The sequence below is a fragment of the Pelistega ratti genome (assembly GCF_009833965.1).
GTDB classification, from domain to species: Bacteria; Pseudomonadota; Gammaproteobacteria; order Burkholderiales; family Burkholderiaceae_B; genus Taylorella; species Taylorella ratti.
The window spans coordinates 1,548,930-1,572,203 of record NZ_CP047165.1; the positions used below are offsets into that span (position 1 = coordinate 1,548,930).

Genomic DNA, 23,274 nt, shown 5'->3' on the forward strand with positions numbered 1-23,274 from the left:
TATATCTGGTTTTTTAAAAAAGAGAACAGCATTGCTTGCTTCTCTTTTTTTATAAACAATAACCATAAAGTATTTATCATAAAAAGGGGGCTACTCCCTATAGCCCCTCTTATATTTACATGAAAAACACCAATCAACAATGCTTATTAATCAATCTTAATATATTTTAATCTTAACGCATTACTTAATACAGAAACAGAACTTAATGCCATCGCTGCCCCAGCAATAATTGGATTTAAGAAACCCAATGCCGCTAATGGAATACCAATAATGTTGTAGATAAAGGCAAAGAATAAGTTTTGTTTAATATTTTTTAACGTTGCTCGAGAGACCAATAAAGCATCCACCATCTGATTCACCGATTGTTGCATCAATGTAGCAGATGCCGTATTTTCCGCTACATCAGCCCCCCCTTTCATCGCAAAGCTAACATTTGCAGCGGCGAGTGCGGGCGCATCATTAACACCATCACCCACCATAGCAACAACTTTACCCTCAGCCTTTAGCGACTGGATTTTTTCCGCTTTATCACGAGGACTCATATTACCAAAAGCATATTGAATACCCAATGCATTAGCAACATAGCTTACCACCTGTTGATGATCGCCACTCATCACATACACATCAATATGATGTGCTTGTAAACGAGCAATTGCCTTAGCGGTATCCTCTTTCAATGCATCAGCTAAGGCAAAAGCACCAACCGCCTTGCCATCAACAGAGACCGCTACCACACTCGCAATAGACCATATCTCACCTGATACTTGTTGCATATCAAAGTGACAAAAACTTGGTTTACCAACATGGACTACGCCTATGCCATCAATAACGGCACGAATACCCTCACCCGTAACACTCTCTACTTGCTGGGGTTCTATAAGCGCCAAAGACTGTGCTTGTGCCGCATTTACAATCGCTCTTGCTAAAGGATGTGTCGCACTTTGTTCAACACTGGCAGCAATACGAAGTAATTCACTTTCTGAATACGTACCTGTTGAAAATATCGCATTAACAGTAGGTTTACCCTCCGTTAATGTACCTGTTTTATCCAAAACAACAGCATTAACATGAGCCGCCTCTTCAATCACTGTTGCATCTTTAAACCAGATACCACGTTTAACAGCCTGTCCCATACCCACCATAATAGCAGCAGGGGTTGCTAAGCCTAATGCACAAGGGCAGGCAATTACTAATACTGCCACCGCATTCATCAAGGCAACCGTCCAATCAGCACGCACCATACCTGTTACGATAAAGGTGATTAATGCAATCAATACCACCACCGGCACAAAAATCCCAGAGACTTTATCCGCTATACGGGCAATAGGAGCTTTACTACCTTGTGCCTCTGATAAAGCAGACATCATATCCCCTAATAACGTTTGACTACCTAATTGCTCCGCTTGATAAATCAGGCTACCATCACTGACTAAAGAGCCAGCCAATACCTTACTACCGGCTTTTTTCTCTTCTGGTTGAGATTCTCCCGTTAAATGACTTTCATCTGTCCAGCCCGTACCACTGATTACCATACCATCCGCCGCAATACGCTCACCATGATTAGCACGGATAATTTCACCAAGCTGTACTTGATCAATAGGGATAGAATACCATTGATCTTCTCGTTTTACATTCACTTGAGAGGGGCGTAATTTCAAAAGCATACCTAAGCTATTAAGGCTATTTTTCTTTGCACTTTCTTCTAAGAATTTACCAAAGCTAACAAATCCTATCACCATCACACTTGCCTCAAAGTACACATGGGGCATACCGCCTTCATGCCCTGTATGAGGGTAGAAAAAAAGCATATAGGTAGAATATAGATAAATAGCGATCGTACCAATGGTGACTAAGACATCCATATTAGCAAGCCCCCCTTTAATAGAGCCCCACGCACTCTTATAAAAAGGAATCGCTAAAAATAATTGCACAATACTTGCTAATACCCATTGCCAAATCGGAGGAAGCATCCAGTCATGTCGCCCGATAAGCATGCCTGCCATGCCGATTAAAAAGGGAATATTAATTACCAATAACAACCATAGGCGCCATGACATATGTTTCACCGTAATTTGAGGAATCTCACCCTCTTTTTTCAGTGAAGCACGATAGCCCGTTTTTTGAATAAACCCAATAATATCCTGTGCAGACAATTTATGATCACTAACAAGCACTTGTGCTTCTTCACTCGCAAAATTAACCTGTGCTTGCACTACACCATCTTTTTTATTTAAAACTTTTTCAATACGCGTTGCGCATGCTTGGCAAGTCATACCATCAATTGCAAAACTAAGTTTTTCTGGTGTATTGCTCATTATGAGTACCTCTTTGTTTAAATATCTTACCTAAAATAGACAACACCACTAGCCCCTAATGGGGCTTATTAGTATAAGAATGCAGAAAGGAAGATACTTGGTAATTTACTACGATATAGAGTCATAAAAGACCCTATTAATTCCTTAGGGGGAAAGGTTACCCTTTCCCGAGATATTATCCACTATCCCTAGCGGTATTCACCTGATTTGATGATGAAATCTACCCATACATATGGGGATAATTTTTACATAATCAAGGGGCGACTATTGATCCACCACATCATAGCCAGCATCTTCGATCACTTCTTTAAGCTGCGATACTGATACAGCACTTTCATCAAAAGTGATAACAGCCTGCTTATTTTCTAAGCTAACTTCTGCTTTTTGTACACCGGCTTGTTCTGTTAAAACACGAGTGACACTTTTCACACAACCACCGCAAGTCATTCCCTCAATATGAAGTGTTACTGTTTGCATCTCTAATCTCCTATTAATACAACAAAGAATTTATATCATCATAACTGCTGAACGTATAGTTTACTACGCTATCAACCATGTTCAGCTAAATTACCCTAAAGCATACGCCTTTCTATACCATTTCTTTTAAATAGTCATGATGTCATCAGGGTTTTAGCGGATTTGGTTAAATCTATCATCTATGACAACACCACTCTACAAATATTATTATTTTACATCTATTGTCAAGATAGACCTATTACTAAATAAATAGGTATTACCAACACGTATATACCTACCATTCTTAATATACCTCAGGCATTAAATAAACCGTTGCTGTCACTACCTGTGCAGGTTTCATATCCATCCCCCCAATCTGCTCTCGAGGGAACCGCTGACGTAGATTAAAACTATCCGTAATATTCCCAAATGGTTCAGCACAAAACCATTCTTTACCACGAGGGTTATACAGCACCAGAAAATCAAAGGGACTACTCACTTCATACCGTAATTGGCGATCCGCCCATTGAATGAATACCTGTTTATCCCACCCTGTCAGAATAATATCCCATGGCGTATCTTGCACTCGAAAACCTTGAGATAGCTGATGAACTAAGGGATGATCACCTAAATGCGTTGGCATTAATTCTTCATCGCTATACCATGCTTTCTGTACATTGGCATAGAGGCGAGTTTCACTATCACAAGGAAAAAAGGGATGATAACCCATACTAAAAGGCATCACCGTATCCCCTGTATTTTCGACCATAACCTGTATAGATAAGCCCTTATCCGTTAATGTATAAATTTGTTCAATCTTAAAAGAAAATGGCCATTCTTGTGTTTTTTGATAATGCAATTTTAAATGTGCGGTATGTGAACAGTGATCAATAACTATCCACTCCATATCTCGTGCAAACCCATGCATACTATGTGCAAAGTCTTTTATTTTACTGGGATAATGAATATGTTTACCTTCATAAGTAAATTGCCCATTTTGAATACGTCCCGCCCAAGGTGCCATCAGAAAATTAGCCGTCTCTTCAATGTTGTTTTGTAAAAGTGCTTTTTCAGGAGTTGGGCGTAAAAAATGATATACCTTACCTTGAATCTCCATATAGTAGCAAGCAGTTGCTGCACCTAATGATGGGTAAAGATCTAATCGCTGATGTTGATAAGAAAGGCTAATTTTTTGCATAGTAAGCTTGTACTGTTGTAAAGAGTTTATATTGTAAAACTTTTAGATAGATTTTTATTTAGGTATTTCTTTCATTTATATCTTATGGATAATAAAAGCAGAAATTTTTCTTATCAAGAATACATTATGCCTATTTAACCTCTCCTGTTTCAAAATTGTTTTGAAATAAGATTTTAGTTTAGGTTTATACTATTTATATTTAAGTTAAATACTGATAAACAATATAAGCCGCTAACTTTGCTGTACGATTATCAATATCATAATGTGGATTACACTCTGCAATATCTAATAGACAGATTTTTTGTGATTGTTTAATCTGCTGAAATAAAGTCTCAAAGCACACTAAATCTACCCCTCGCACCGCAGGAGCACTTACTCCTGGAGCAATAGCACTATGGAAAACATCTAAATCTACTGTTACATAAAGCATATCCATAGCATCGATAAAATCCGCTAATTTCTTTTGTATAGCAGAAAGATTCTGGTGATTTATTTCATAATCATAGACATATTGACACCCCAACTGATCCGCAGTATCAAATAAAACTTTTGTATTACCATGCTTTGCAATACCCAAGCAAAAATAATGAAATGGAGATTGATGCGCAAGGCTATATTTTGCTGCCTGTAAAAATGGCGTTCCTGATGTTGATCTATCTGCCTGTCGTAAATCAAAATGTGCATCAAAGTTAATAATACCTAATTTTGCCTTAGGGCTTATTTGTTGTAGATAATGAAATACACCCATAAAGCTACCATAAGCCACCTCATGTCCTCCTCCTAACACGATAGGACGACTTGTAGATAACAAGGTTGCTGTTATTTTTTGTGCTAACTCTGTTTGCGCTTGTTCTAACTTACCTTCTTGACAGATGATATTACCCCCATCTTTGATACTAATTGCTTGGTGAATAGGCAATGAAGCTAATTGTTGCCGTATCGTATTAGGCGCTAGTGCTGCACCTTGTCTTCCCTTATTTCTGATTACACCTTCATCACTACAGAAGCCTAGTAAAGTATATTCTGCTTGCTCGGATTGATTAATAACTTGGTGAAAACGGAGATGTTCTGGGGTAGTCCCATCAACTCGTCCTGTCCATGTATAGGTTGATTGCATCATTTACTCCTTATTCCTTTAGTGATATATGATCGATATTATTTGATAAATAAACCTTTTATCCACTTTCAACAAGCATATTTATACTATCTCTCATTAGAATAATAGATACAAGTCGCTTTTTATCTGTTTTTACACCTAAAATATACTATCCTATAATATATCGTACGCTTTATTATTTGTCTATACATTTAATACGTTTTAATAAAATAGGAATATACAAATGAAGCATTTTAATCAGCACGCTATTCCACTATATAAACAAATTCAAGAATATATTATGCAGCAAATTACTAGCAATGCATGGAAAGCAGGAGAAAAAATTCCTACAGAAATAGATATTGCCGTACAATTTAAAGTCAGCCGTATGACAGTGAATAAAGCCATTTCTTTACTTAGCGAACAAGGTATTTTATTTCGTGTTGCAGGAAAAGGCACTTTTGTTAAACACCATCAAGCTGAAATGCCCCTCACGACAATTGTTGATTTATCACAAGAGATTCAACAGCGTGGTAGCACCTATTCATCTAAGGTTTTAGCCCAAAAACAGCTTATTCCAGCAGAAGATATCGCTTGGCATTTAGGTGTTAAAACAGGTACAAAAGTCAGTTATGTAGAAATACTACACTTAGAAAATAATTTTCCTACTATGCTAGAAAGACGGTACGTTAATCCCCTACACGCCCCCGATTTTATTACACAAGATTTTCAGAAAATAACACCGACTGCTTATTTGTTAAAACATTTCCCTCTTAGCGAAATAGAACAATATATAGAAGCTATTAATGCCTTACCCGAATGGGAATCTATTTTAAATATCCCTCCTCAAACAGCCTGCTTACAAATGTTCCGCCGTACATGGTCAAATAATATTCTCATTAGCTATACTTGTTTAGTTGCAGTAGGTTCTCGATATAAGCTACATTCTCGTTATACACCCTATGAATAAAACACTATTTACCTTATCATAAATCAGTTGTTTAAAAAAAATCCATTAAAAAACGTTTTTTAAATCTTCTACTCATACAAAACCTCTTTCAGTATTTCACATACCATCAATATAGTTAAATAATATTCTTCTTATCCTTTCTACAACACCAGCATACCCCCATTACAATTATTTTATTGACATTATTTTATATTTTATTGTATATATATGTATATACATTTAAAAAGGAGATAAAAATTGTTAATAAAAAGAGTATTACAAAACGCAAATATTGCCACTAGTCTTCCTACAGGAGACTATCACGCTCCTTTTCAATATTTTCCCCTGCATGATATTGTGATTGAGGGTGCTTATATCAAAGCCGTACTACCTCATCAACCAGCATCTACTTATAATTGTGAAATAGAAGATTTACAAGGAGCGCTTGTTACGGCAGGTTTAATTGATTGCCATACACACCTCATTTTTGCAGGAAATCGTGCACATGAATGGGAACGCCGTCAACAAGGCATACCTTATAGTCAAATAGCAAAAGAAGGTGGTGGGATCAATCAAACCGTCAAGGCTACTCGTCAAGCATCTATGGAAGAATTAGCTTCCTTAGCACAACCTCGATTACAACGATTGATACAAGAGGGCGTTACAACCATAGAATGTAAAACAGGGTATGGGCTTAATTTAGAAGATGAAAGAAAACAACTACTTGTCGCTGATCAATTAGCACAACATTATCCTATTGAAATAATTAAAACCTTACTTTCTGCTCATACTATCCCTTCAGAGTTTAAAAATAATCCTGATGACTACGTCAATTTAATTTGTCAAAAAATCATACCAACCCTTTGGCAAGAAAAAGCATTTTCAGCAATAGATATTTTTTGTGAAACAGTTGGGTTTTCTATAGCACAATCAACAAAAATTCTACAGACAGCAAAAGCATTAGGTATTCCAATCAAAGGTCATACCGAACAACTTTCTAATCTAGGGGGATCTGCCCTAATCGCCTCTTTTAATGGCTTATCTGTTGATCATATCGAATACTTAGATGAGCAAGGTATTCAAGCAATTAAACAAAGCAATACAACCGCCGTATTACTTCCCTTCGCCTATTATTTCTTACGAGAAAAGCAATGCCCCCCTATTGACTTATTACGACAATATCAAGTACCTATCGCCATTTCTACTGACTTTAATCCCGGTACTGCACCATTTACCAGTATTCATTGGGCAATGAATATGGCTTGTGTACAGTTCGGTTTAACGATTGAAGAAGCATGGGCTGGCGTCACATGGAATGCAGCTAAAGCACTGGGATTAACTCATTCACATGGTTGTATTGCTCCTGGTTATCTTGCTGATTTATTAGTTTGGGATGCTGAGAGACCTGTTGATATTATCTATGAAGTTGGTAGTAACCCTTTAGTACAGCGTATATTCAGAGGAAAGAATACGCTTTAATTCTCCCTTTTTATTTCTTTATAGGAGACAGTTATGTTAGATAGAACCGATACCACACGTATCATTAAATCCCCCAAAGGATCAACACTACAGTGTAAAAGTTGGCTAACAGAAGCCCCTTTTCGTATGTTGCAAAATAATCTAGATCCTGAGGTAGCAGAACACCCTCAAAGCCTTGTTGTCTATGGTGGAATTGGTCGAGCAACAAGAAATTGGGAATGTTATGACAAAATTCTAGAAGTATTAAAACAACTTAATGATGATGAAACACTGCTTGTGCAATCAGGAAAACCTGTAGGTGTTTTTCCTACCCATAAAGACGCACCAAGAGTATTAATTGCTAACTCAAACCTCGTTCCTCACTGGGCAACATGGGATCATTTTAATGAACTTGATCGTAAAGGCTTGATGATGTATGGGCAAATGACTGCAGGTTCATGGATTTATATTGGTTCTCAAGGTATTGTTCAAGGCACCTATGAAACCTTTGTTGCTGTTGCCAAAAAACATTTTAATGGTAATACTCATGGTCGTTGGATTCTGACAGGTGGTTTAGGGGGTATGGGTGGTGCACAACCACTTGCCGCAACCATGGCTGGTTTTAGTATGATTGCCGTAGAATGCGATGAAAGTCGTATTGATTTTCGTATTCAAACACGCTATTGTGATAAGAAAGCCTATTCGCTTGATGAAGCCCTCAATCTTATTAAAAATACGGATAAACCTATCTCTGTCGGTTTACTAGGCAATGCCGCAGATATTTTTGCAGAACTTGTCGCAAGAGGAATTACACCTGATGTTGTAACAGATCAAACAAGTGCCCATGATCCTATTCACGGTTATTTACCTAGTGGATGGAGTTTAACACAATGGAAAGAAGCACAAAAAATAGCACCTGAAACAATTACATTACCAGCAAAACTCAGTATGGCAAAACAAGTCAAAGCCATGCTTACACTTCAAGAAAGAGGGGCAGCAACTCTAGATTATGGTAATAATATCCGACAAATGGCAAAAGAAATGGGGGTAGAAAATGCCTTTGATTTTCCCGGTTTTGTCCCTGCCTATATTCGTCCTCTATTCTGCGAAGGTATTGGCCCATTCCGCTGGGTAGCATTATCTGGCGATCCAGAAGATATTTATAAAACAGATCAAAAAGTAAAAGAATTAATCCCTAACGATCCTCATTTACATAACTGGCTTGATATGGCAAAAGAACGTATCGCATTCCAAGGTCTCCCTGCTCGTATTTGTTGGGTTGGATTAAAAGACCGAGCCAGATTAGGTCTAGCTTTTAATGAAATGGTTAAAAATGGCGAACTAAAAGCACCTATTGTTATCGGACGAGATCATCTTGATTCTGGTTCTGTTGCCAGCCCTAATCGAGAAACAGAAAGTATGCTAGATGGATCAGATGCGGTATCCGATTGGCCACTACTTAATGCTCTATTAAATACTGCTGGTGGGGCAACTTGGGTAAGTTTACATCACGGTGGTGGTGTTGGTATGGGATTTTCTCAACACGCAGGGGTTGTGATTGTATGCGATGGTACTGATGAGGCTTCTCAACGCATCGCCCGTGTATTACATAATGATCCTGCTACTGGTGTTATGCGTCATGCCGATGCTGGTTATGATATTGCTAAGCATTGTGCTAAAGAACAAGGATTAAACTTACCAATGGTCAAGTAATATTGTATAGGAGGTGAAAAACTCTCTTTTCACCTCTTTTTTAAAACACGGGGACAATTTATTATAAGGAGGCAATGATGAAAACATCTCGCCTAACGGTTCTGCTTCACCTGAGCCTATTAAGTAGTATCGGGATTTTCCTTTTCTTTATTCCTATTGAAATTCAAGGGAAATCAAGTATTCTGGTTGATCATATCTCACAATTCTTTATTCACGACTTACGCTCTTTTTCACTTACTTTTTTGCTATGTCTTATTATTTATAACCTTATTCATGAAGTCATCAAAGGAAGTTACAAAACCTCACTTACGCATCAAGTATTATTTTTCATTAAGATAATAGGATTCTTATTAAGTATTTTATACCTGACGAATACCGCGCCTCACTGGTTAATGGAAAAAGATATGTTACCTTTCTTATTTGAAAAACTAGCTTTTTCTGTTGGTATCTTAATTCCTATTGGCGCACTAGCACTCACTTTTCTTATTGGTTTCGGGCTAATGGAATTTGTAGGCGTTTTTTTAGAACCCTTTATGCGGCCACTTTTCCGTACACCTGGAGCCTCAGCAATTGATGCCGTTGCTTCCTTTGTAGGTAGTTACTCTATTGGTTTACTCATTACGGATCGTGTTTACCAAAAAGGACAATATTCTTTACGTGAAGCTACTATTATTGCAACAGGGTTTTCTACTGTCTCAGCAACCTTTATGATTATTGTCGCTAAGACATTAGATTTAATGAATCACTGGAACTTCTTTTTCTGGTCTTGCTTAGTGATTACATTTATCGTAACCTCTATTACAGCCTATCTCCCTCCTATTACGCAATTAGATAATCAGTCTAATAGAGAAGAAGATTTACTCTCTCAGCAAGGTAATTATTGGCAACGTGCTATTACTACCGCTAAAAATCACTATCAACAATCTCCTCGGTGGTATCAGATGGTTTATATCAATCTAAAAGATGGACTAGCAATGAGTGCAACCGTTGCTCCTGCTATTCTTGCTATTGGATTAATTGGACTTTTAATTTCAAAACATACCCCCCTTTTTGACTGGGTAGGTATTTTATTAAAACCAGCACTTTGGATAACAGGCTTTGATATTACCCAATATGCGGGAGAATTAGCGACAGGGTTAGCAGAAATGTTTTTACCTGCCTTACTCGTTAAGGATGGCGCGATGGAAATTCGCTATATTACCTCTATTGTCTCTATTAGTAGTATATTATTCTTATCAGGCAGTATTCCTTGCATATTAGCCACTAAAATTCCTATTTCATTTCTTCATCTTATTATGATTTGGTTTTGGCGCACCTTCTTTAGTATTATTCTCGCTTCTCTATCATTTAGATTAGGGGTTTATCTGGGTTGGATATAAAGTTCACTATCCACCATACTTAAAAAGCGTACTATTCTAATAACAGTACGCTTTTTTATTGTCTCTATACTATATAATTACTATCAGCTGAAAAAGTTAAAATAAACAATAACACTTTATTATAATAATTTGAATTTAAATAATTATTCTTTTTTCTCTAACCTAAAACATAACACATTATTAAAAAGATGAATTAGGTTCTTTTAGAAATGCCTCTTCTTCTGGTGTAGAAGTTCGCCCTAATATCGCATTACGATGAGGATAACGTCCAAAACGGTCAATAATAACTTTATGCTTATACTCAAAATCTAAGACATAATCATCACCCATTTGCTGGAATAATTTTACTGCCTCTTGGTGAATAAGGGCTGATTCTGAGTGCATATAGGGTAAAAGTAAGAATTGTTTTTCATTCATCGCTAATGTAGTATAGTCAGGTAATTCCACAGCCGTTTGTGACAATACCAATGCCATACTATCTTGAGCAAATGCTTGTGCCTGACCTCGGAAAATATTTCGAGAAAACTGATCCAACACAATAATCTCAGCCAAACGCCCCTTTATTGAAGAACGCCAAGTATAAAGTTCTCCTTTCATGGCTTGTTGTAAGGTTTCCGTAAATTGGGTACGAATTGTCTCATCAAACGCATCTGACTGAGCGAACCAAAACGCTCTATTTTCTTCTTTATACCAAAAATCCAAAACGATTTGTGCTTGAGGGTGAATAGTTGTCATCAATAATCCTTTAAAAAGTAAGTATCGCAACTTATTATATCGTTAAAATTTTATTGAGGATAATTACTTTGTAAGGGAATATTATTAAATCAATTGGCTTAAATATTTAGTAAATTTAAGGTTGAAGTACAACTTTGTATATCATATATTATCTATTTATTATTTAGAATGTTGTACTTCTATTTTGAATACTAGTTTTATTAAAGAATAAACTAATTATTTAGGTATTACAAATATTTTAATAAACCAAATTGTTGAAGGTTGATAGATAATATCTACTAAAAAAGCCCCTACTATAGGAACAATAATCATCGCTTTCCTTGACATACCGTATTTTTCATTTAAAGCTGTCATATTAACAATAGCAGATGGTGTCGCCCCTAACCCATGCCCACATAAACCAGCACACATAACTGCTGCATCATAATTTGAACCTAATATTCTGAACATAATGAAGTAAGCAATAATAATCATCAATATTACTTGACACACAACAACCAATAATACGCCCCCTATTAATCCCGATAGTTCCCAAAGTTTTAAGGTCATTAAGGCAAGCGAAAGGTATAAGCTCAACATAACATTACCTATACCATCAACTAATGAGAAATTAAAATTATATATATGCCATTTTTCATTTAAATTTCTAAAAATGACAGCAACAAACATAGCACCAACATAGGAAGGAAAACTCATATTAATAAATTTTCCAATTTGTGTAGAAAGTAAACTCCCAACTGCCATACATACTAATATAGCAGCAATATTTTTGATAGTGTCTATCTCAGATAACTTTTCTCCGTTATCACTATTGATAGTATTCACTGAACTATCAAACTCTTCAGATAAATCTGGCGTGAGATTATGTTTTTGTATTAATTTTCTACCAAGTGGACCACCAATTAAGACTGCTGTTATTAAGCCAAAGGTAGCTGCAGCAGCACCAACTAAAGGAGCTATTTCATACCCCATTTTAGCAAAACTACTACCATAAGCAAGAGCTGCTCCATGTCCCCCTATCATAGAAATAGCACTTGATAAAAGAGCATACGGTGTATCTAACCCTGTTATTTTTGAAATAGCGATACCTACTCCATTTTGGAAAATAGAAATAACACCGCAAGCTAGCCAATAGATAACTAATAACTTACCTCCTTTTTTCAATAATGTAAAACTAGCCCCTAATCCTACTGTCGTAAAGAATGCTAGCATAAAGAGTGACTGAAAATTATTTTCAAAACTAAACTTGAACAGGTGATAATAATGTCCTAGCCAAGTAATAAACATAAATAAAAAACCGCCAACAACTGGAGCAGGAATACAATATCTATCTAAAAAAGTAAATTGCTTTTGTATCCTATAGCCTAGAATTAGTAAAATAGCGGCAAGTGCTAAAGTCATTATAGAATCTAATTTTATCGTTAAAATACCTTCTATTATGTCAAAATGCATCAGTCCTCTCCTTAATATAAACTTTCATGATAAGTAGTAATTTAAGTCTATTATTTAGTATTACTAAAATCAATTAGTGGTTTTGCTAATAAATTTTGCATTTATTAAAATTTATTAACGAAAAGGCAATATTTAAGTACTTATACTCTATGCTTTATGAAAATTATATTAAATAAAGCGATTTACTATTAATGTATTTTTAACCTTAATAATTTCTTATTTATTCAATATATTATCTCAAAGTATATAACAAAATATAGGATACCCCTCTCAATAATCTTTTAAAATACTACTTATATACAATGATGATTTTATACTCTCTTATATAGGTAAACTTATTTTTACCTATACGGAGTGATACTGATGAAGAAAATAGAATATACCCAAGAAATTGACCAATTAAGCAAACAAAAAGCCTATGAATTATACGATTCAGGAACAATTCATCAGCTTGAGATAGGCACAACCAAAGGTTTACAAGCTATTCATCATTATTTATTTAATGGTCTTTATGATTTTGCAGGGGAGATACGAACATTAAATATTTCTAAGGGACATTTTCGTTTTACAAATGCTCTCTACCTCAAGGAAGCATTAAATGCCATTGAAAAAATGCCTGAAACAACTTTTGAGGAAATTATTAGTAAATATATTGAAATGAATATTGCTCATCCATTCCTAGAGGGCAATGGGCGATCAACACGTATCTGGTTAGATTTAATTTTTAAGAAAAATCTACAACGTGTCGTTAATTGGCAATTAGTCGATAAACGTCTTTATTTACAAGCGATGGAGAGAAGTCCTATTAATGATTTGGAGTTACGTTTCTTACTACAAAATGCCTTAACCGATCAAATTCATGACCGTGAAATTTTTCTAAAAGGAATTGAGCAATCTTATTATTATGAGCGACCAGAGTAAAGTATTATTAAACCTTAGTGATAAAATATCTAGATATACCCTAATCTGAAATAAGCGAAAGGTAGATTCAAATTTGAAGTACAAAAAATAAGTGAATAGGTAAAGGATATTTTACACTTCAATATTGAATCTAAGGTTTATTTTAGATAAAGCTATTTAGGAAGAACAAATGTTTTAATAAACCAAATCGTAGATGGTTGATAAATAATATTCACCAGAAATGCTCCTACGACGGGTACAATAATATTATAAGGGACTGTATTAGATTAGCCCTAAATTTTACACCATTTCTAATACAGCCCCTATTATAAAATAACACCTTGCTTAACATTCTCAACAGCAATAATCACTTCCTTCGTTCGATTTCCTAATTTTTGTCTAATTTCACTTAAAAAATTAGCACCTAATAATTTTTGTAATCTTTCAAGTTCCTCTACATAGAGCATAAAATTATCATCTCTACGTGTATTACTTATTTGAGCAATTTTCTTTAAACTATATTTAGGTAAAGTTTTATATTCTCGAAGGTCTATTTTTAAAGCATCTGCAAAAGAAACTAAATCAGGGCGGACTTCAAAAAGTTGTTTTCTAAAAAAATTGATAGTATCTAATGCCTTTACTTCACTAGATATATCTGAGGCACCTCTATTATTTCGGGTTTTTACCTTACCCTCTTTAAACTCTTCATATAATTCCCAGAAATTCATTGAAAACTTTACTCTAGGCTCATCTACTTCACATTCTAAATTATATAAAAACTCTTCTATAGAGACATCCTTTACTTCTGATTTATCTTCTTTTTTTGTAATAATTTGAGCAAAAAGGCTATCCCCTTTTTTTCTCAAAATATTTAAATTATGGCTAGTATGGCTCTTTGCTGTTTTTATTCTAGTAGGATACTGTTCTATCCTTTTAATAATTTTAGGATATTTTTTACTTATATCATAGTATAAATTTCGTATTTTTGTACTAAGATTAATTTCTCCTTCTTCTTCAGGATTAGCATTAATACGTTCTACAAAATTTGAGGGCGAAGGAGTTTCGTTTTCTGCAAAAATTTTCACATCTTCTCCTAACGCATTATGAATTAAAAACATTTTCTTACCTGCAATCTCCCTAGATTTAACAACACTAGCTCCTTTAATAGAAGGGAAAAAGTTAAATAAATAAAGCTCATCAAATACTTTAGATCCTATACGATTAATACGTCCTAATCGCTGAATAACTTTAGTAGGATTCCAAGGAATATCATAATTAATAACCACACCTGCACGATTTAAATTAAAACCTTCTGCTAGCTTATCTGAAGTAATTAAAATTTGAAATTGATTAGTTTGCTCTCCCTGAAATTGTGCATTAAAATCAGTTTGTAGCCATTTAGCTAAATCTTTTGGTACAAGTCCATCACAAATCAATACTTTATCGCCAAAAACTTTTTTAAACCCAGACTCAAGATATTTCACTGTATCTACATATTCAGAGAAAAGAATTATCTTTCTATCCGGTTCTTTTAAAAATAATTCTCTAACCTTTTCTATTATAGTTTCTTGCTTAGGATCATTAGCAATTAAGTTTAAGGTTTTTAATTGCTTTTGAATATCTTCAAACATTTGAATATCTGAGTCAATATTCTTCAAAAATCTATCCTTATCATTAAGGTCTTCAATCGTATAAATTTCTCCCCTTTCATTATTAATATTCTCAGCTAGATAATTTTCAAAAAAAGTTTCTATATCATCTAAATTATCATCCTTAATTTTTTCTAAATATTTTCTATCTAAAATAAATTTTCCTGTTTTATGGATAAAATTTCTTACCATTTTATGCGTATTTAAAAAACGCTCTATTGATTTTTCAAAAGAACCAAAAGAAGATTCAAAACGTTTAACTAATAAACGTCGCATAAACTCAAATAAGTTTGTTTGATGTTGATATTTTCTATTTTCTTCTTTATCTAAGTTATCCATATCAAGCTTTGTTTGATATAAGAACGGAGTATAGATAGCACCTGTAAATAATCCATTAAGACCAAAATATTTAGATAATACGGCATCATAAAAAGCATTTTGCTCTTCTGTTAGATAATAAAATATTTCTTCAGGATCCCTTACTTTTGATAACTCATCAATTTCTTTAGAGTAAATATAATCAGCCTGAAGATCCAAACGATTACGTCGAATAACAATAGGACTAATTAAATGTTTTATTTTTTCTGATAGTTGTTTAATTTCTTCCTGTACTTCTTTAATTTTTATAGGTAAAGGTAAACCTATACGTTGCTCATAAATTTTCTCTACTTTCTCTCTTTTCTTAAAATCATCAGATTGATAATCTTTTAGAATAGTAGATAGTTGGTCATAGATATAACCAAAACTTCGGAATTGACTTTCTAGGTCATCATCTAGTGATAAACTTGACTTACCAGGAATAATAAATAATTTTAATAATGCAAAAATATCAGCTGGTGAGTTATTAAATGGAGTTGCTGTTAATAAAATAACTTTTTTCCCTCTACAAATTGAGGATAAATACTCATAATCTTGCGTACTTTCATTTCTAAAATAATGTGCCTCATCAATAATAACAACCTCAAATCCTTTTCCTTCAATTTGGTTACTTATTTGTTCTAAAGCTCCTCTACTAAATACTTGCCAATTATATAAACCAAATTTTTCTAAATACTCCCACCAACCACTATCTCGACTATAACTACTTCCCATCAATCCTGGAGGACAAATAATCAAACCTCGCTGATTAAGTTGTTTAGCAATTAATGAAGCAATAACTGATTTACCTAAACCAACTACATCAGCAATAATACATCCATTATGCTCTTCAATAATTTTTAATGATTGCTGTACAGCATCTAATTGATAAGAAAATTTTTTAAATCCTAATTTTTCTAATAAATCACCTAAATTTAAATTACTATCTTTTTGATCATATAAATCTAAATAGGTTTTTAAAACCAAGCAATACGCCTCAAATGGAGAAACATTAGCCACCAAAGTATTAGTATGAATCAATTCTATTAACAATTCTTTATATTTAGGGTTATCTGTAATAGGTAAAGCATCTTCCCATAACTCATCAAAATAAGATTCTGCTGTTTCATACCCATAATCACGGATTTCAACATTAAACTCCTGCTGTCCCGATAGACCAGCTTTTGTTAAATTACTACTACCAGTAATAAATTCCCCTGATATTCCTTGAATATGTCTCTGCTCACTATTTAAGTGAAATAAATATAATTTTGCATGATTAGGAGACTCTGTTTTTCTAATTTCTAACCGATTATCTTCAATCATAGAAATAAAAAACTGAATCTGTTCATAAAATTCTTGTGTATCTAAAATATCCTGATTTAAGGCTATTTTAGTAGAGTTCAAAAAAGTATTAAACTGCTCATTTTGTGATGCTCCATCATGGTTTAATCCATACTCTACTACAGCTCCCATATGATTAAACGTATCTAATCCTACTAATATTTTAAGAACAACCTTATTATTATTTTGTAAACTCTCTGCTATCTCAGACCAACCTGAAAAATAAAAAAAACCAACGAGAAACTTTAACTCATCACTGATAGAAATCAATGTATTTACTCTTTTGGCTACTGATACAGCATTTCCATTATTTGTAATAAATTCAGACATATTAAAATTTACCCTTTAATCATTGTAATTTATGTTTTTTTACAAAACTTGATACAGTTAATCGGTGTACTCCTAGAATTCTTCCTATTGCAGAATAAGATACTTTTTTTTCTAATAACTCTATAATCTTTTTTTCTTGCCCTGTTAATTTGGTTTTTAATGAAATACTTCCTCTTGGTCTTCCTAGAATGACACCTTCTGCTCTTTTCCTTGCTAACGCTTCTTTTGTACGTTGTGAAATTAAATTTCTTTCTATCTCTGCAGATAATCCAAAAGCAAAAGCCAATACCTTTGAGTTAATATCACTACCTAATCGATAATTATCTTTTATTGTCCAAACCTGAATATCTCTATTCATACATTCATTTAATACAGCCATAATCATCAGGATATTACGTCCTAATCTTGATAACTCAGAGCAAATTAGAATATCTCCTTTTTTCATTTTTTTTAATAATACCCCAAGCTTTCTATCTTGTACATTTTTAGATCCAGAAATAGTTTCTTCTATCCATTTATTGACACATAAAGTTTGTTTTTCACAAAAAGCATTAATTTCAAATCGTTGATTTTCAACTGTTTGTTTATCTGTACTTACTCTAATATATCCATAAATCATCTAATAATTTCCTATAAATATTCAATTTTAGATGAAATTAAAGATTAACGTAAATTATAAAATATATATAAAAGTAGAAAATAAAATATCAGCGATTATTTTCAACAAAATGCTTTAGCTATACAATTTTACAATAATGAAAATTGGGTAATCCTTAATCCTATTGAGCAACAAATTAAAGCTAAAGTTGAAAAACATGGTATTCCTTTAAAAGAATGGAATATTTCTATTTATCGAGGTATTTTAACTGGCTTTAATGAGGCTTTTATTATTGACGGGAAGACAAAAGATAGACTCATTGCTGAGGATCCTAAATCTGCCGAAATTATTCGACCGATTTTACGTGGCAGAGATATTAAAAAGTATTCTTATGAATTTGCTGACCTATGGTTAATAAATACTCATAATGGAATTCAAGAGAGAGGTATTTTTCCTATAGATGTAAATAAATATCCTGCAATTAAAAAGCATTTAAATCAATACTATGATAAGTTAGAAAGTAGACAAGATAAGGGAGTTACTCCATACAATTTAAGAAACTGTAATTATATGGAGGATTTTTTTAAACCAAAACTTATTTATAGTGAAATAGTAAGAGATTCACAATTCTATTTTGATAAATCTGAAAATTTTTTCCCTGAAGCTACAGCCTTTATTATGGTAGGGGATTATATTGAGAAATTTCAATATATTTTAAATTCAAAATTTATGACATATATTTTTAAAACTTTTTATGCTGGTGGGGGACTAGGAGATGAGGGGCTTCGTTATAAAAAAATATTTCTAGAGAAACTACCAATTCCTTTATCTATGAAAGATATTATGCTGACAGAAGAAAATGTAGATGACATCCTTTTCAAAGAATATCATCTAAATTATCAAGAAGTAGTTTTTTTTAAAAATTTATTTTAGTTAAAATATAAATTCGATATTTAAAATTCAGAATTTATTTCTATATATTGAATTTCTTCTGTTGTTAATTGATAGTATTTATATAAAGTATTATCAATTTCTTGATATTGTTGTTTACGAAGATATTCTTCGAATTTCTTTAATTCACTGTCATTTGGAAAAGGTATTTTTAAATTTTTTATATTATCTGAATTACCTGCATTCCCTCCAACGGCATCTCCTATGGATAAATATAAGAAATACTGAAATAGTTTAGAGTTTAATATAGCAATTAAATAATTTAAATACTCTCCCGTAAAAAAATGCATACTATCTTGTATTAAAATATTTTCATTAACTAATGAAAATATTTTTTTACTTGCTATTCTATTCCAAACTATTTTTTGTTTAAAAAAATCCTCCCAATAACTTATACTATCTTGTGTTTCAAACCATTGATTATGTGTTTTCTTTCTAGCTGAAGATAGCATACTATCAGATACACTAATATTGTATTGTTTTGCATGATCTAAAATTTTGTTCTTATCCTTATTGCATAACTTTTCTCCTGTTTGATTTATCTTAGGTCTGAATCCAGATAGAAACTTTTGAATTGCAGGATACTTTTCTATATTATATTTTTTACTTGGGAATGTAGCAATAAGATACTTATCAGCAAACTCATAAGAATACTTTTTAATATCTCTGCCACGTAAAATCGGTCGAATAATTTCGGCAGATTTAGGATCCTCAGCAATGAGTCTATCTTTTGTCTTCCCGTCAATAATAAAAGCTTCATTAAAACCTGTTTTAATTCCATAGTTAATAGAAATATTCCATTCTTTTAAAGGAATACCATGCTTTTCAACTTTAGCTTTAATTTGTTGCTCAATAGGATTAAGGATTACCCAATTTTCATTATTGTAAAATTGTATAGCTAAAGCATTTTGTTGAAAATAATCGCTCAAATTATTTAACACTTCATATTTCATTACGACAGCTTTTAAATTATGTCTATTTTTATCCCGTATAAGTAATAAGATATTTGTATCTACAGTAGCAGACTCAAAAACCTTTTGTCCTGCAAAATCAATAAGCTGTAAAGGATTTGTATATTCAATAAAAAATTGTCTAGTTTTTTTACCATATTCCGCTCTCATCCATTTATTAGATGTAATAAAACAAAGAATCCCTTTTTCTTTTAAAAGAGAAACTCCTTTCTCATAAAAAAGAGAATATATATCGCCAGTTTTTGAAAAAGTTTTATACCCATACTTTTCATATTTCTTTGCAAGTATTCCTTTATTTTTTTGTAATTGAATGTATGGTGGATTTCCTATTACAATATCAAAACCATCTTTAATACCAAACATCCACTCTGCATCAAAAAAGGGAGAACTAGCATTTTGGTCATACGGATTCCATTGTGCAAATTGTTTAATATCTTCAGAAGTAAAGTCACTGTTTTCTTGTATTAATAAACTTAACTGTTCGCGTTTCTCTTCATCTTGCATACGAAGACTTTTCTTCTCTTTTTCTGTTTTTGCATAAAAATGATTTCTTCTAATAGTTAATAAATTATCTTTTAACTCTTCTATTACGGGGTCTTCAAATAAAGACAAATTTTGAGGTTTAGTCTGCTTACCTATCAAAGTATCAGCAATAACAAACTTTGTTTCTAAATTAGGAAGTGGTCTAATATTATAATTTTGCTCTTGATTTGATATATCTAATTTATCTTGTTCTACAATTAAAGAAATAAAGAATCGTAATTTTGTAATTTGTATAGCAATTGTTTGTAAATCAATACCATAAATACACTTTTCAATTAAATGCAATTTTAAATCATATAAATTACTATTTGATTTATTACTATCTGATTTTAATTTTTCCATAATATGAATCATTCGCTTTAATATTCCCATAGGGAAAGCACCTGATCCACAAGCAGGGTCAATAATTTTAATTTCTTCTAATTTTCGATAAACCTTATGTCGAAGTGTAGCATCAGTTTTTAAAATATCAGGAAGGTCTTCACCTTCTACTAAACCACGAACATCTTCCTCAGATAAGCTTAGATCCGATTTATTTAAATAAGCAATAATTGATTCATCCACCATATAGTGAACAATTTCTTTAGGTGTATAAAAACTACCTGACTGTTTACGTGCAGATTCTGTCGTTTCCTTATTATATGCACCTAATAAATTTTCAAATACATTCCCTAATAACTCAGGATCAAGTGCCACCTGAGTTTCACTTGGTTCATTTTCTTCTACTGTAAAATTATATCTTTCTAAAATAGAAAAAAGACCTCTTTCTTTATCAAAGAAAACAATATTTGGAATAAATGCAATTTCCTTATAACGCCCCTTTTCATCTTTTTCATAATTTCGACTAAAGCCGTCTAAATGATATTTAATTCCATGGGTTTCTTTTTCTTTATCTAAGCATTCAAAAAGCCCCCCATTTAGAAAAGGGACAGGTGAAAATAATTGAATAATATCTTCTTCCTTTTCAGCAATAAATTTATCTTTATAGCGATATTTTGTCTTAATATCCCTACTTCCTTCTACTGAAGCAAAACACCTTTCGTTTACTGTTCGATTAAGTGTTGCAAAGAATAGATTTTGTAAAATAGCATTATAATAATTCCCTTCTTTTAAACTAGTAGGATCAAAATTTTTTAAAATTCTATATAATTCTTCTTTTTTAAATAAATGTGCAGGAACTAGATTTTTTTGCCTAATAAACCATACAAATAACACTCGAGTAATCAGACGAATAATTTTCTCATCAAGATTATCTCTGTCGTCCTCATTATTACGTACATCATTTGGAAATGTCACACCAACTTCTTCACTTTTTATCCACTCATACCAGCAATATAGTTGACTATAAAAATCTTTTGTTAATTTCTCAACAGAAAAAGCTTCCTTAATATTATCTAGGGAATTAAAAGTACAGTTTTCTATCCTATCTTTAAATGTTCTATTTGTTTCTTTTTTTGATACAAAATAGGTATATCTCTTCCAGTCCGAGTATTTATTATTTGAGTTAGAAGAAATATTTCTCATAATATATGAAAATCTAAATTTCCCCTCACAATCATAAAAAACAAATATGGCTGCATCAGCCATTTCATATCTTAAAACTTTTTTTGTAATCTCAAATTGTTGTTTCTTTGATGAGCGTTCGCTTAATTGTCCTTCATATTGACAAGTAACAATTACTAGCCTACTATTATCGTCTAAATCAGCCTCACCTAACTTTTCGAGTAGACTAAACTTCTTATCAAAAGCATCTAATAAATCAGAGTAGTCTTGCAAATTTTTTGCTAAAGATGGCATTCTTCTTTGGAGATACTTTAATAAATAATCAGTTGAAAATTTTTCAATTAATTTTTCCATCTTTTGTGACTCTCTAGATAATATTAATACTATAAAATAATATCCTATTTTATACTCGAATCTATATTCCAAGTATCTCAACAACTGTTTTTTCTTAAAATCAAAGATACCTCCAAATTATCTCTTAAACACTAATTCAATTCAATCTAACCCTACAAATACTAATCAATATTGTCACCCAAAATTACTCAAAAATGAATAACAAGCCATTTTGTATCGCATAAATAGATAACAAAATTTATTAATATTTCCTTTGAAAATGACAATGCAACATATTGATTTATCATCTGCCGTACATTACCATGATAGTAAATTTCCTCCTTCTGCAATTGATTATCAACAAATTATCCCTGCTTTAACAGGTGCTGTTGAGGCTATTTCACGTTATGATCAAATGTTGAAGAATATGCATAATAGTGAAATTTTACTCACTCCTCTACGTAAGCAATAGGCTGTTATCTCTTCAAGAATAGAGGGTACGATTAGCACCATGGATGAAATTTTACAATATGAAGCTGACTATCCTGAAACAGATACCTCTAATGGATATGGAGTTAATATTAGACTAGATATTATTGAAACCGTCCTTTATCAACGTACTTTAAGAAATACCCAAAAAGCAATGCAAGATGGTTATCCTCTATCTAAGTCACTTATTAAAACTATGCATCAACAACTCTTATCATTAGAAAGAGGGGCAGATAAATCTCCTGGGGATTTTAAAAAAGAACAAAATTATCTTGCAGATACATTAAAACGTAATGTACTATTTGTTCCTATTGCACCTGAAAAATTAGAAAATGTCTTAGATAATTTATTTAACTATATTAATACCAATAAAGATCATATTTTAATTAAAACAGGCATTAACCATCTAGAATTTGAGGCACTACATCCCTTTAAAGATGGGAATGGTCGTATTGGTCGTATGCTTATTACACTAATGTTATGGAATGCTAAAGTTATTTCTGAACCTCATCTTTATATTAGTGGTTAATTTTGAAGACAATAAAGATACCTATA

17 protein-coding genes are annotated in these 23,274 nt (G+C 32.6%); 8 read left to right on the forward strand and 9 right to left on the reverse strand.

Annotated features, from left to right (window positions below; genetic code table 11):
* Nucleotides 1-146: 146 nt before the first annotated feature.
* The 4 genes from F9B76_RS06740 to hutG form a co-directional block, all read right to left on the reverse strand.
* Nucleotides 147-2,315, reverse strand: coding sequence for a heavy metal translocating P-type ATPase (locus F9B76_RS06740; protein WP_159991423.1), 2,169 nt, complete (start codon nt 2,313-2,315; stop codon nt 147-149).
* A gap of 264 nt (nt 2,316-2,579) precedes the next feature.
* A complete protein-coding gene (locus F9B76_RS06745; RefSeq protein ID WP_159991424.1) occupies nt 2,580-2,792 on the reverse strand; it encodes a heavy-metal-associated domain-containing protein in 213 nt (70 codons plus the stop codon).
* A 283-nt stretch (nt 2,793-3,075) separates the two neighbouring features.
* Nucleotides 3,076-3,969, reverse strand: a complete 894-nt coding sequence (locus tag F9B76_RS06750) for an aldose epimerase family protein (protein ID WP_159991425.1) — start codon at nt 3,967-3,969, stop codon at nt 3,076-3,078.
* Between the two features lie 199 nt (nt 3,970-4,168).
* Nucleotides 4,169-5,089, reverse strand: coding sequence for a formimidoylglutamase (gene hutG / locus F9B76_RS06755; RefSeq protein ID WP_201289289.1), 921 nt, complete (start codon nt 5,087-5,089; stop codon nt 4,169-4,171).
* A gap of 220 nt (nt 5,090-5,309) precedes the next feature.
* Here hutG and F9B76_RS06760 point away from each other — a divergent pair, with 220 nt between their 5' ends.
* The 4 genes from F9B76_RS06760 to F9B76_RS06775 all read left to right on the forward strand — a co-directional run bounded on the left by F9B76_RS06760 (nt 5,310) and on the right by F9B76_RS06775 (nt 10,564).
* Complete coding sequence (locus F9B76_RS06760) at nt 5,310-6,035, forward strand: UTRA domain-containing protein (RefSeq protein WP_159991426.1); 726 nt, start codon at nt 5,310-5,312, stop codon at nt 6,033-6,035.
* A 237-nt stretch (nt 6,036-6,272) separates the two neighbouring features.
* Nucleotides 6,273-7,493: an imidazolonepropionase gene (gene hutI, locus F9B76_RS06765; protein ID WP_159991427.1), complete on the forward strand. Its 1,221-nt coding sequence runs from the start codon at nt 6,273-6,275 to the stop codon at nt 7,491-7,493.
* A 33-nt stretch (nt 7,494-7,526) separates the two neighbouring features.
* Nucleotides 7,527-9,185 carry a urocanate hydratase gene (hutU, locus tag F9B76_RS06770; protein ID WP_159991428.1) on the forward strand — a complete coding sequence of 553 codons (1,659 nt, stop codon included), beginning with the start codon at nt 7,527-7,529 and terminating at the stop codon, nt 9,183-9,185.
* Between the two features lie 74 nt (nt 9,186-9,259).
* Nucleotides 9,260-10,564 carry a YjiH family protein gene (locus tag F9B76_RS06775; protein ID WP_159991429.1) on the forward strand — a complete coding sequence of 435 codons (1,305 nt, stop codon included), beginning with the start codon at nt 9,260-9,262 and terminating at the stop codon, nt 10,562-10,564.
* Between the two features lie 180 nt (nt 10,565-10,744).
* Here F9B76_RS06775 and F9B76_RS06780 read toward each other — a convergent pair whose 3' ends face one another.
* Nucleotides 10,745-11,299: a DUF924 family protein gene (locus F9B76_RS06780; protein WP_159991430.1), complete on the reverse strand. Its 555-nt coding sequence runs from the start codon at nt 11,297-11,299 to the stop codon at nt 10,745-10,747.
* Between the two features lie 216 nt (nt 11,300-11,515).
* On the reverse strand, nt 11,516-12,751 hold the full coding sequence (gene gltS, locus F9B76_RS06785) for a sodium/glutamate symporter (protein ID WP_159991431.1): 1,236 nt from the start codon (nt 12,749-12,751) through the stop codon (nt 11,516-11,518).
* Nucleotides 12,752-13,114: 363 nt separating this feature from the next.
* On the opposite strand from gltS, the gene fic reads away from it, so the two are divergent.
* Nucleotides 13,115-13,672 carry a protein adenylyltransferase Fic gene (gene fic, locus F9B76_RS06790; RefSeq protein WP_159991432.1) on the forward strand — a complete coding sequence of 186 codons (558 nt, stop codon included), beginning with the start codon at nt 13,115-13,117 and terminating at the stop codon, nt 13,670-13,672.
* Between the two features lie 305 nt (nt 13,673-13,977).
* Here the strand turns inward: fic and F9B76_RS06795 are convergent, their stop codons facing one another.
* Both F9B76_RS06795 and F9B76_RS06800 read right to left on the reverse strand, forming a co-directional pair.
* The gene (locus F9B76_RS06795) at nt 13,978-17,331 is read right to left on the reverse strand and encodes a helicase-related protein (RefSeq protein ID WP_159991433.1); all 3,354 of its coding nucleotides are present in this window, start codon (nt 17,329-17,331) and stop codon (nt 13,978-13,980) included.
* A 19-nt stretch (nt 17,332-17,350) separates the two neighbouring features.
* Nucleotides 17,351-17,950, reverse strand: coding sequence for a master DNA invertase Mpi family serine-type recombinase (locus tag F9B76_RS06800; RefSeq protein WP_159991434.1), 600 nt, complete (start codon nt 17,948-17,950; stop codon nt 17,351-17,353).
* Nucleotides 17,951-18,286: 336 nt separating this feature from the next.
* Here F9B76_RS06800 and F9B76_RS10365 point away from each other — a divergent pair, with 336 nt between their 5' ends.
* Nucleotides 18,287-18,862, forward strand: a complete 576-nt coding sequence (locus F9B76_RS10365; RefSeq protein ID WP_279268057.1) for a TaqI-like C-terminal specificity domain-containing protein — start codon at nt 18,287-18,289, stop codon at nt 18,860-18,862.
* Nucleotides 18,863-18,882: 20 nt separating this feature from the next.
* Here the strand turns inward: F9B76_RS10365 and F9B76_RS06810 are convergent, their stop codons facing one another.
* Nucleotides 18,883-22,251: an Eco57I restriction-modification methylase domain-containing protein gene (locus F9B76_RS06810; protein WP_159991435.1), complete on the reverse strand. Its 3,369-nt coding sequence runs from the start codon at nt 22,249-22,251 to the stop codon at nt 18,883-18,885.
* Between the two features lie 265 nt (nt 22,252-22,516).
* On the opposite strand from F9B76_RS06810, the gene F9B76_RS10275 reads away from it, so the two are divergent.
* Together F9B76_RS10275 and F9B76_RS06815 are read left to right on the forward strand one after the other, a co-directional pair.
* Entirely contained in the window at nt 22,517-22,702 is a 186-nt protein-coding gene (locus tag F9B76_RS10275) for a hypothetical protein (RefSeq protein WP_201289290.1), read from the forward strand.
* Nucleotides 22,703-22,708: 6 nt separating this feature from the next.
* Nucleotides 22,709-23,248 carry a Fic family protein gene (locus F9B76_RS06815; RefSeq protein WP_279268059.1) on the forward strand — a complete coding sequence of 180 codons (540 nt, stop codon included), beginning with the start codon at nt 22,709-22,711 and terminating at the stop codon, nt 23,246-23,248.
* The last annotated feature ends 26 nt before the right edge of the window (nt 23,249-23,274 follow it).

Coding starts and splice junctions, on each gene's coding strand:
- gltS (WP_159991431.1), bottom strand. CDS start 12,751: ATGCATTTTGACATAATAGAAGGTATTTTAACGATAAAATTAGATTCT.
- hutU (WP_159991428.1), top strand. CDS start 7,527: ATGTTAGATAGAACCGATACCACACGTATCATTAAATCCCCCAAAGGA.
- fic (WP_159991432.1), top strand. CDS start 13,115: ATGAAGAAAATAGAATATACCCAAGAAATTGACCAATTAAGCAAACAA.
- hutG (WP_201289289.1), bottom strand. CDS start 5,089: ATGATGCAATCAACCTATACATGGACAGGACGAGTTGATGGGACTACC.
- F9B76_RS06780 (WP_159991430.1), bottom strand. CDS start 11,299: ATGACAACTATTCACCCTCAAGCACAAATCGTTTTGGATTTTTGGTAT.
- F9B76_RS06795 (WP_159991433.1), bottom strand. CDS start 17,331: ATGTCTGAATTTATTACAAATAATGGAAATGCTGTATCAGTAGCCAAA.
- F9B76_RS06740 (WP_159991423.1), bottom strand. CDS start 2,315: ATGAGCAATACACCAGAAAAACTTAGTTTTGCAATTGATGGTATGACT.
- F9B76_RS10275 (WP_201289290.1), top strand. CDS start 22,517: ATGCAACATATTGATTTATCATCTGCCGTACATTACCATGATAGTAAA.
- F9B76_RS06745 (WP_159991424.1), bottom strand. CDS start 2,792: ATGCAAACAGTAACACTTCATATTGAGGGAATGACTTGCGGTGGTTGT.
- F9B76_RS06750 (WP_159991425.1), bottom strand. CDS start 3,969: ATGCAAAAAATTAGCCTTTCTTATCAACATCAGCGATTAGATCTTTAC.
- F9B76_RS06800 (WP_159991434.1), bottom strand. CDS start 17,950: ATGATTTATGGATATATTAGAGTAAGTACAGATAAACAAACAGTTGAA.
- F9B76_RS06760 (WP_159991426.1), top strand. CDS start 5,310: ATGAAGCATTTTAATCAGCACGCTATTCCACTATATAAACAAATTCAA.
- F9B76_RS06810 (WP_159991435.1), bottom strand. CDS start 22,251: ATGGAAAAATTAATTGAAAAATTTTCAACTGATTATTTATTAAAGTAT.
- F9B76_RS06775 (WP_159991429.1), top strand. CDS start 9,260: ATGATGAAAACATCTCGCCTAACGGTTCTGCTTCACCTGAGCCTATTA.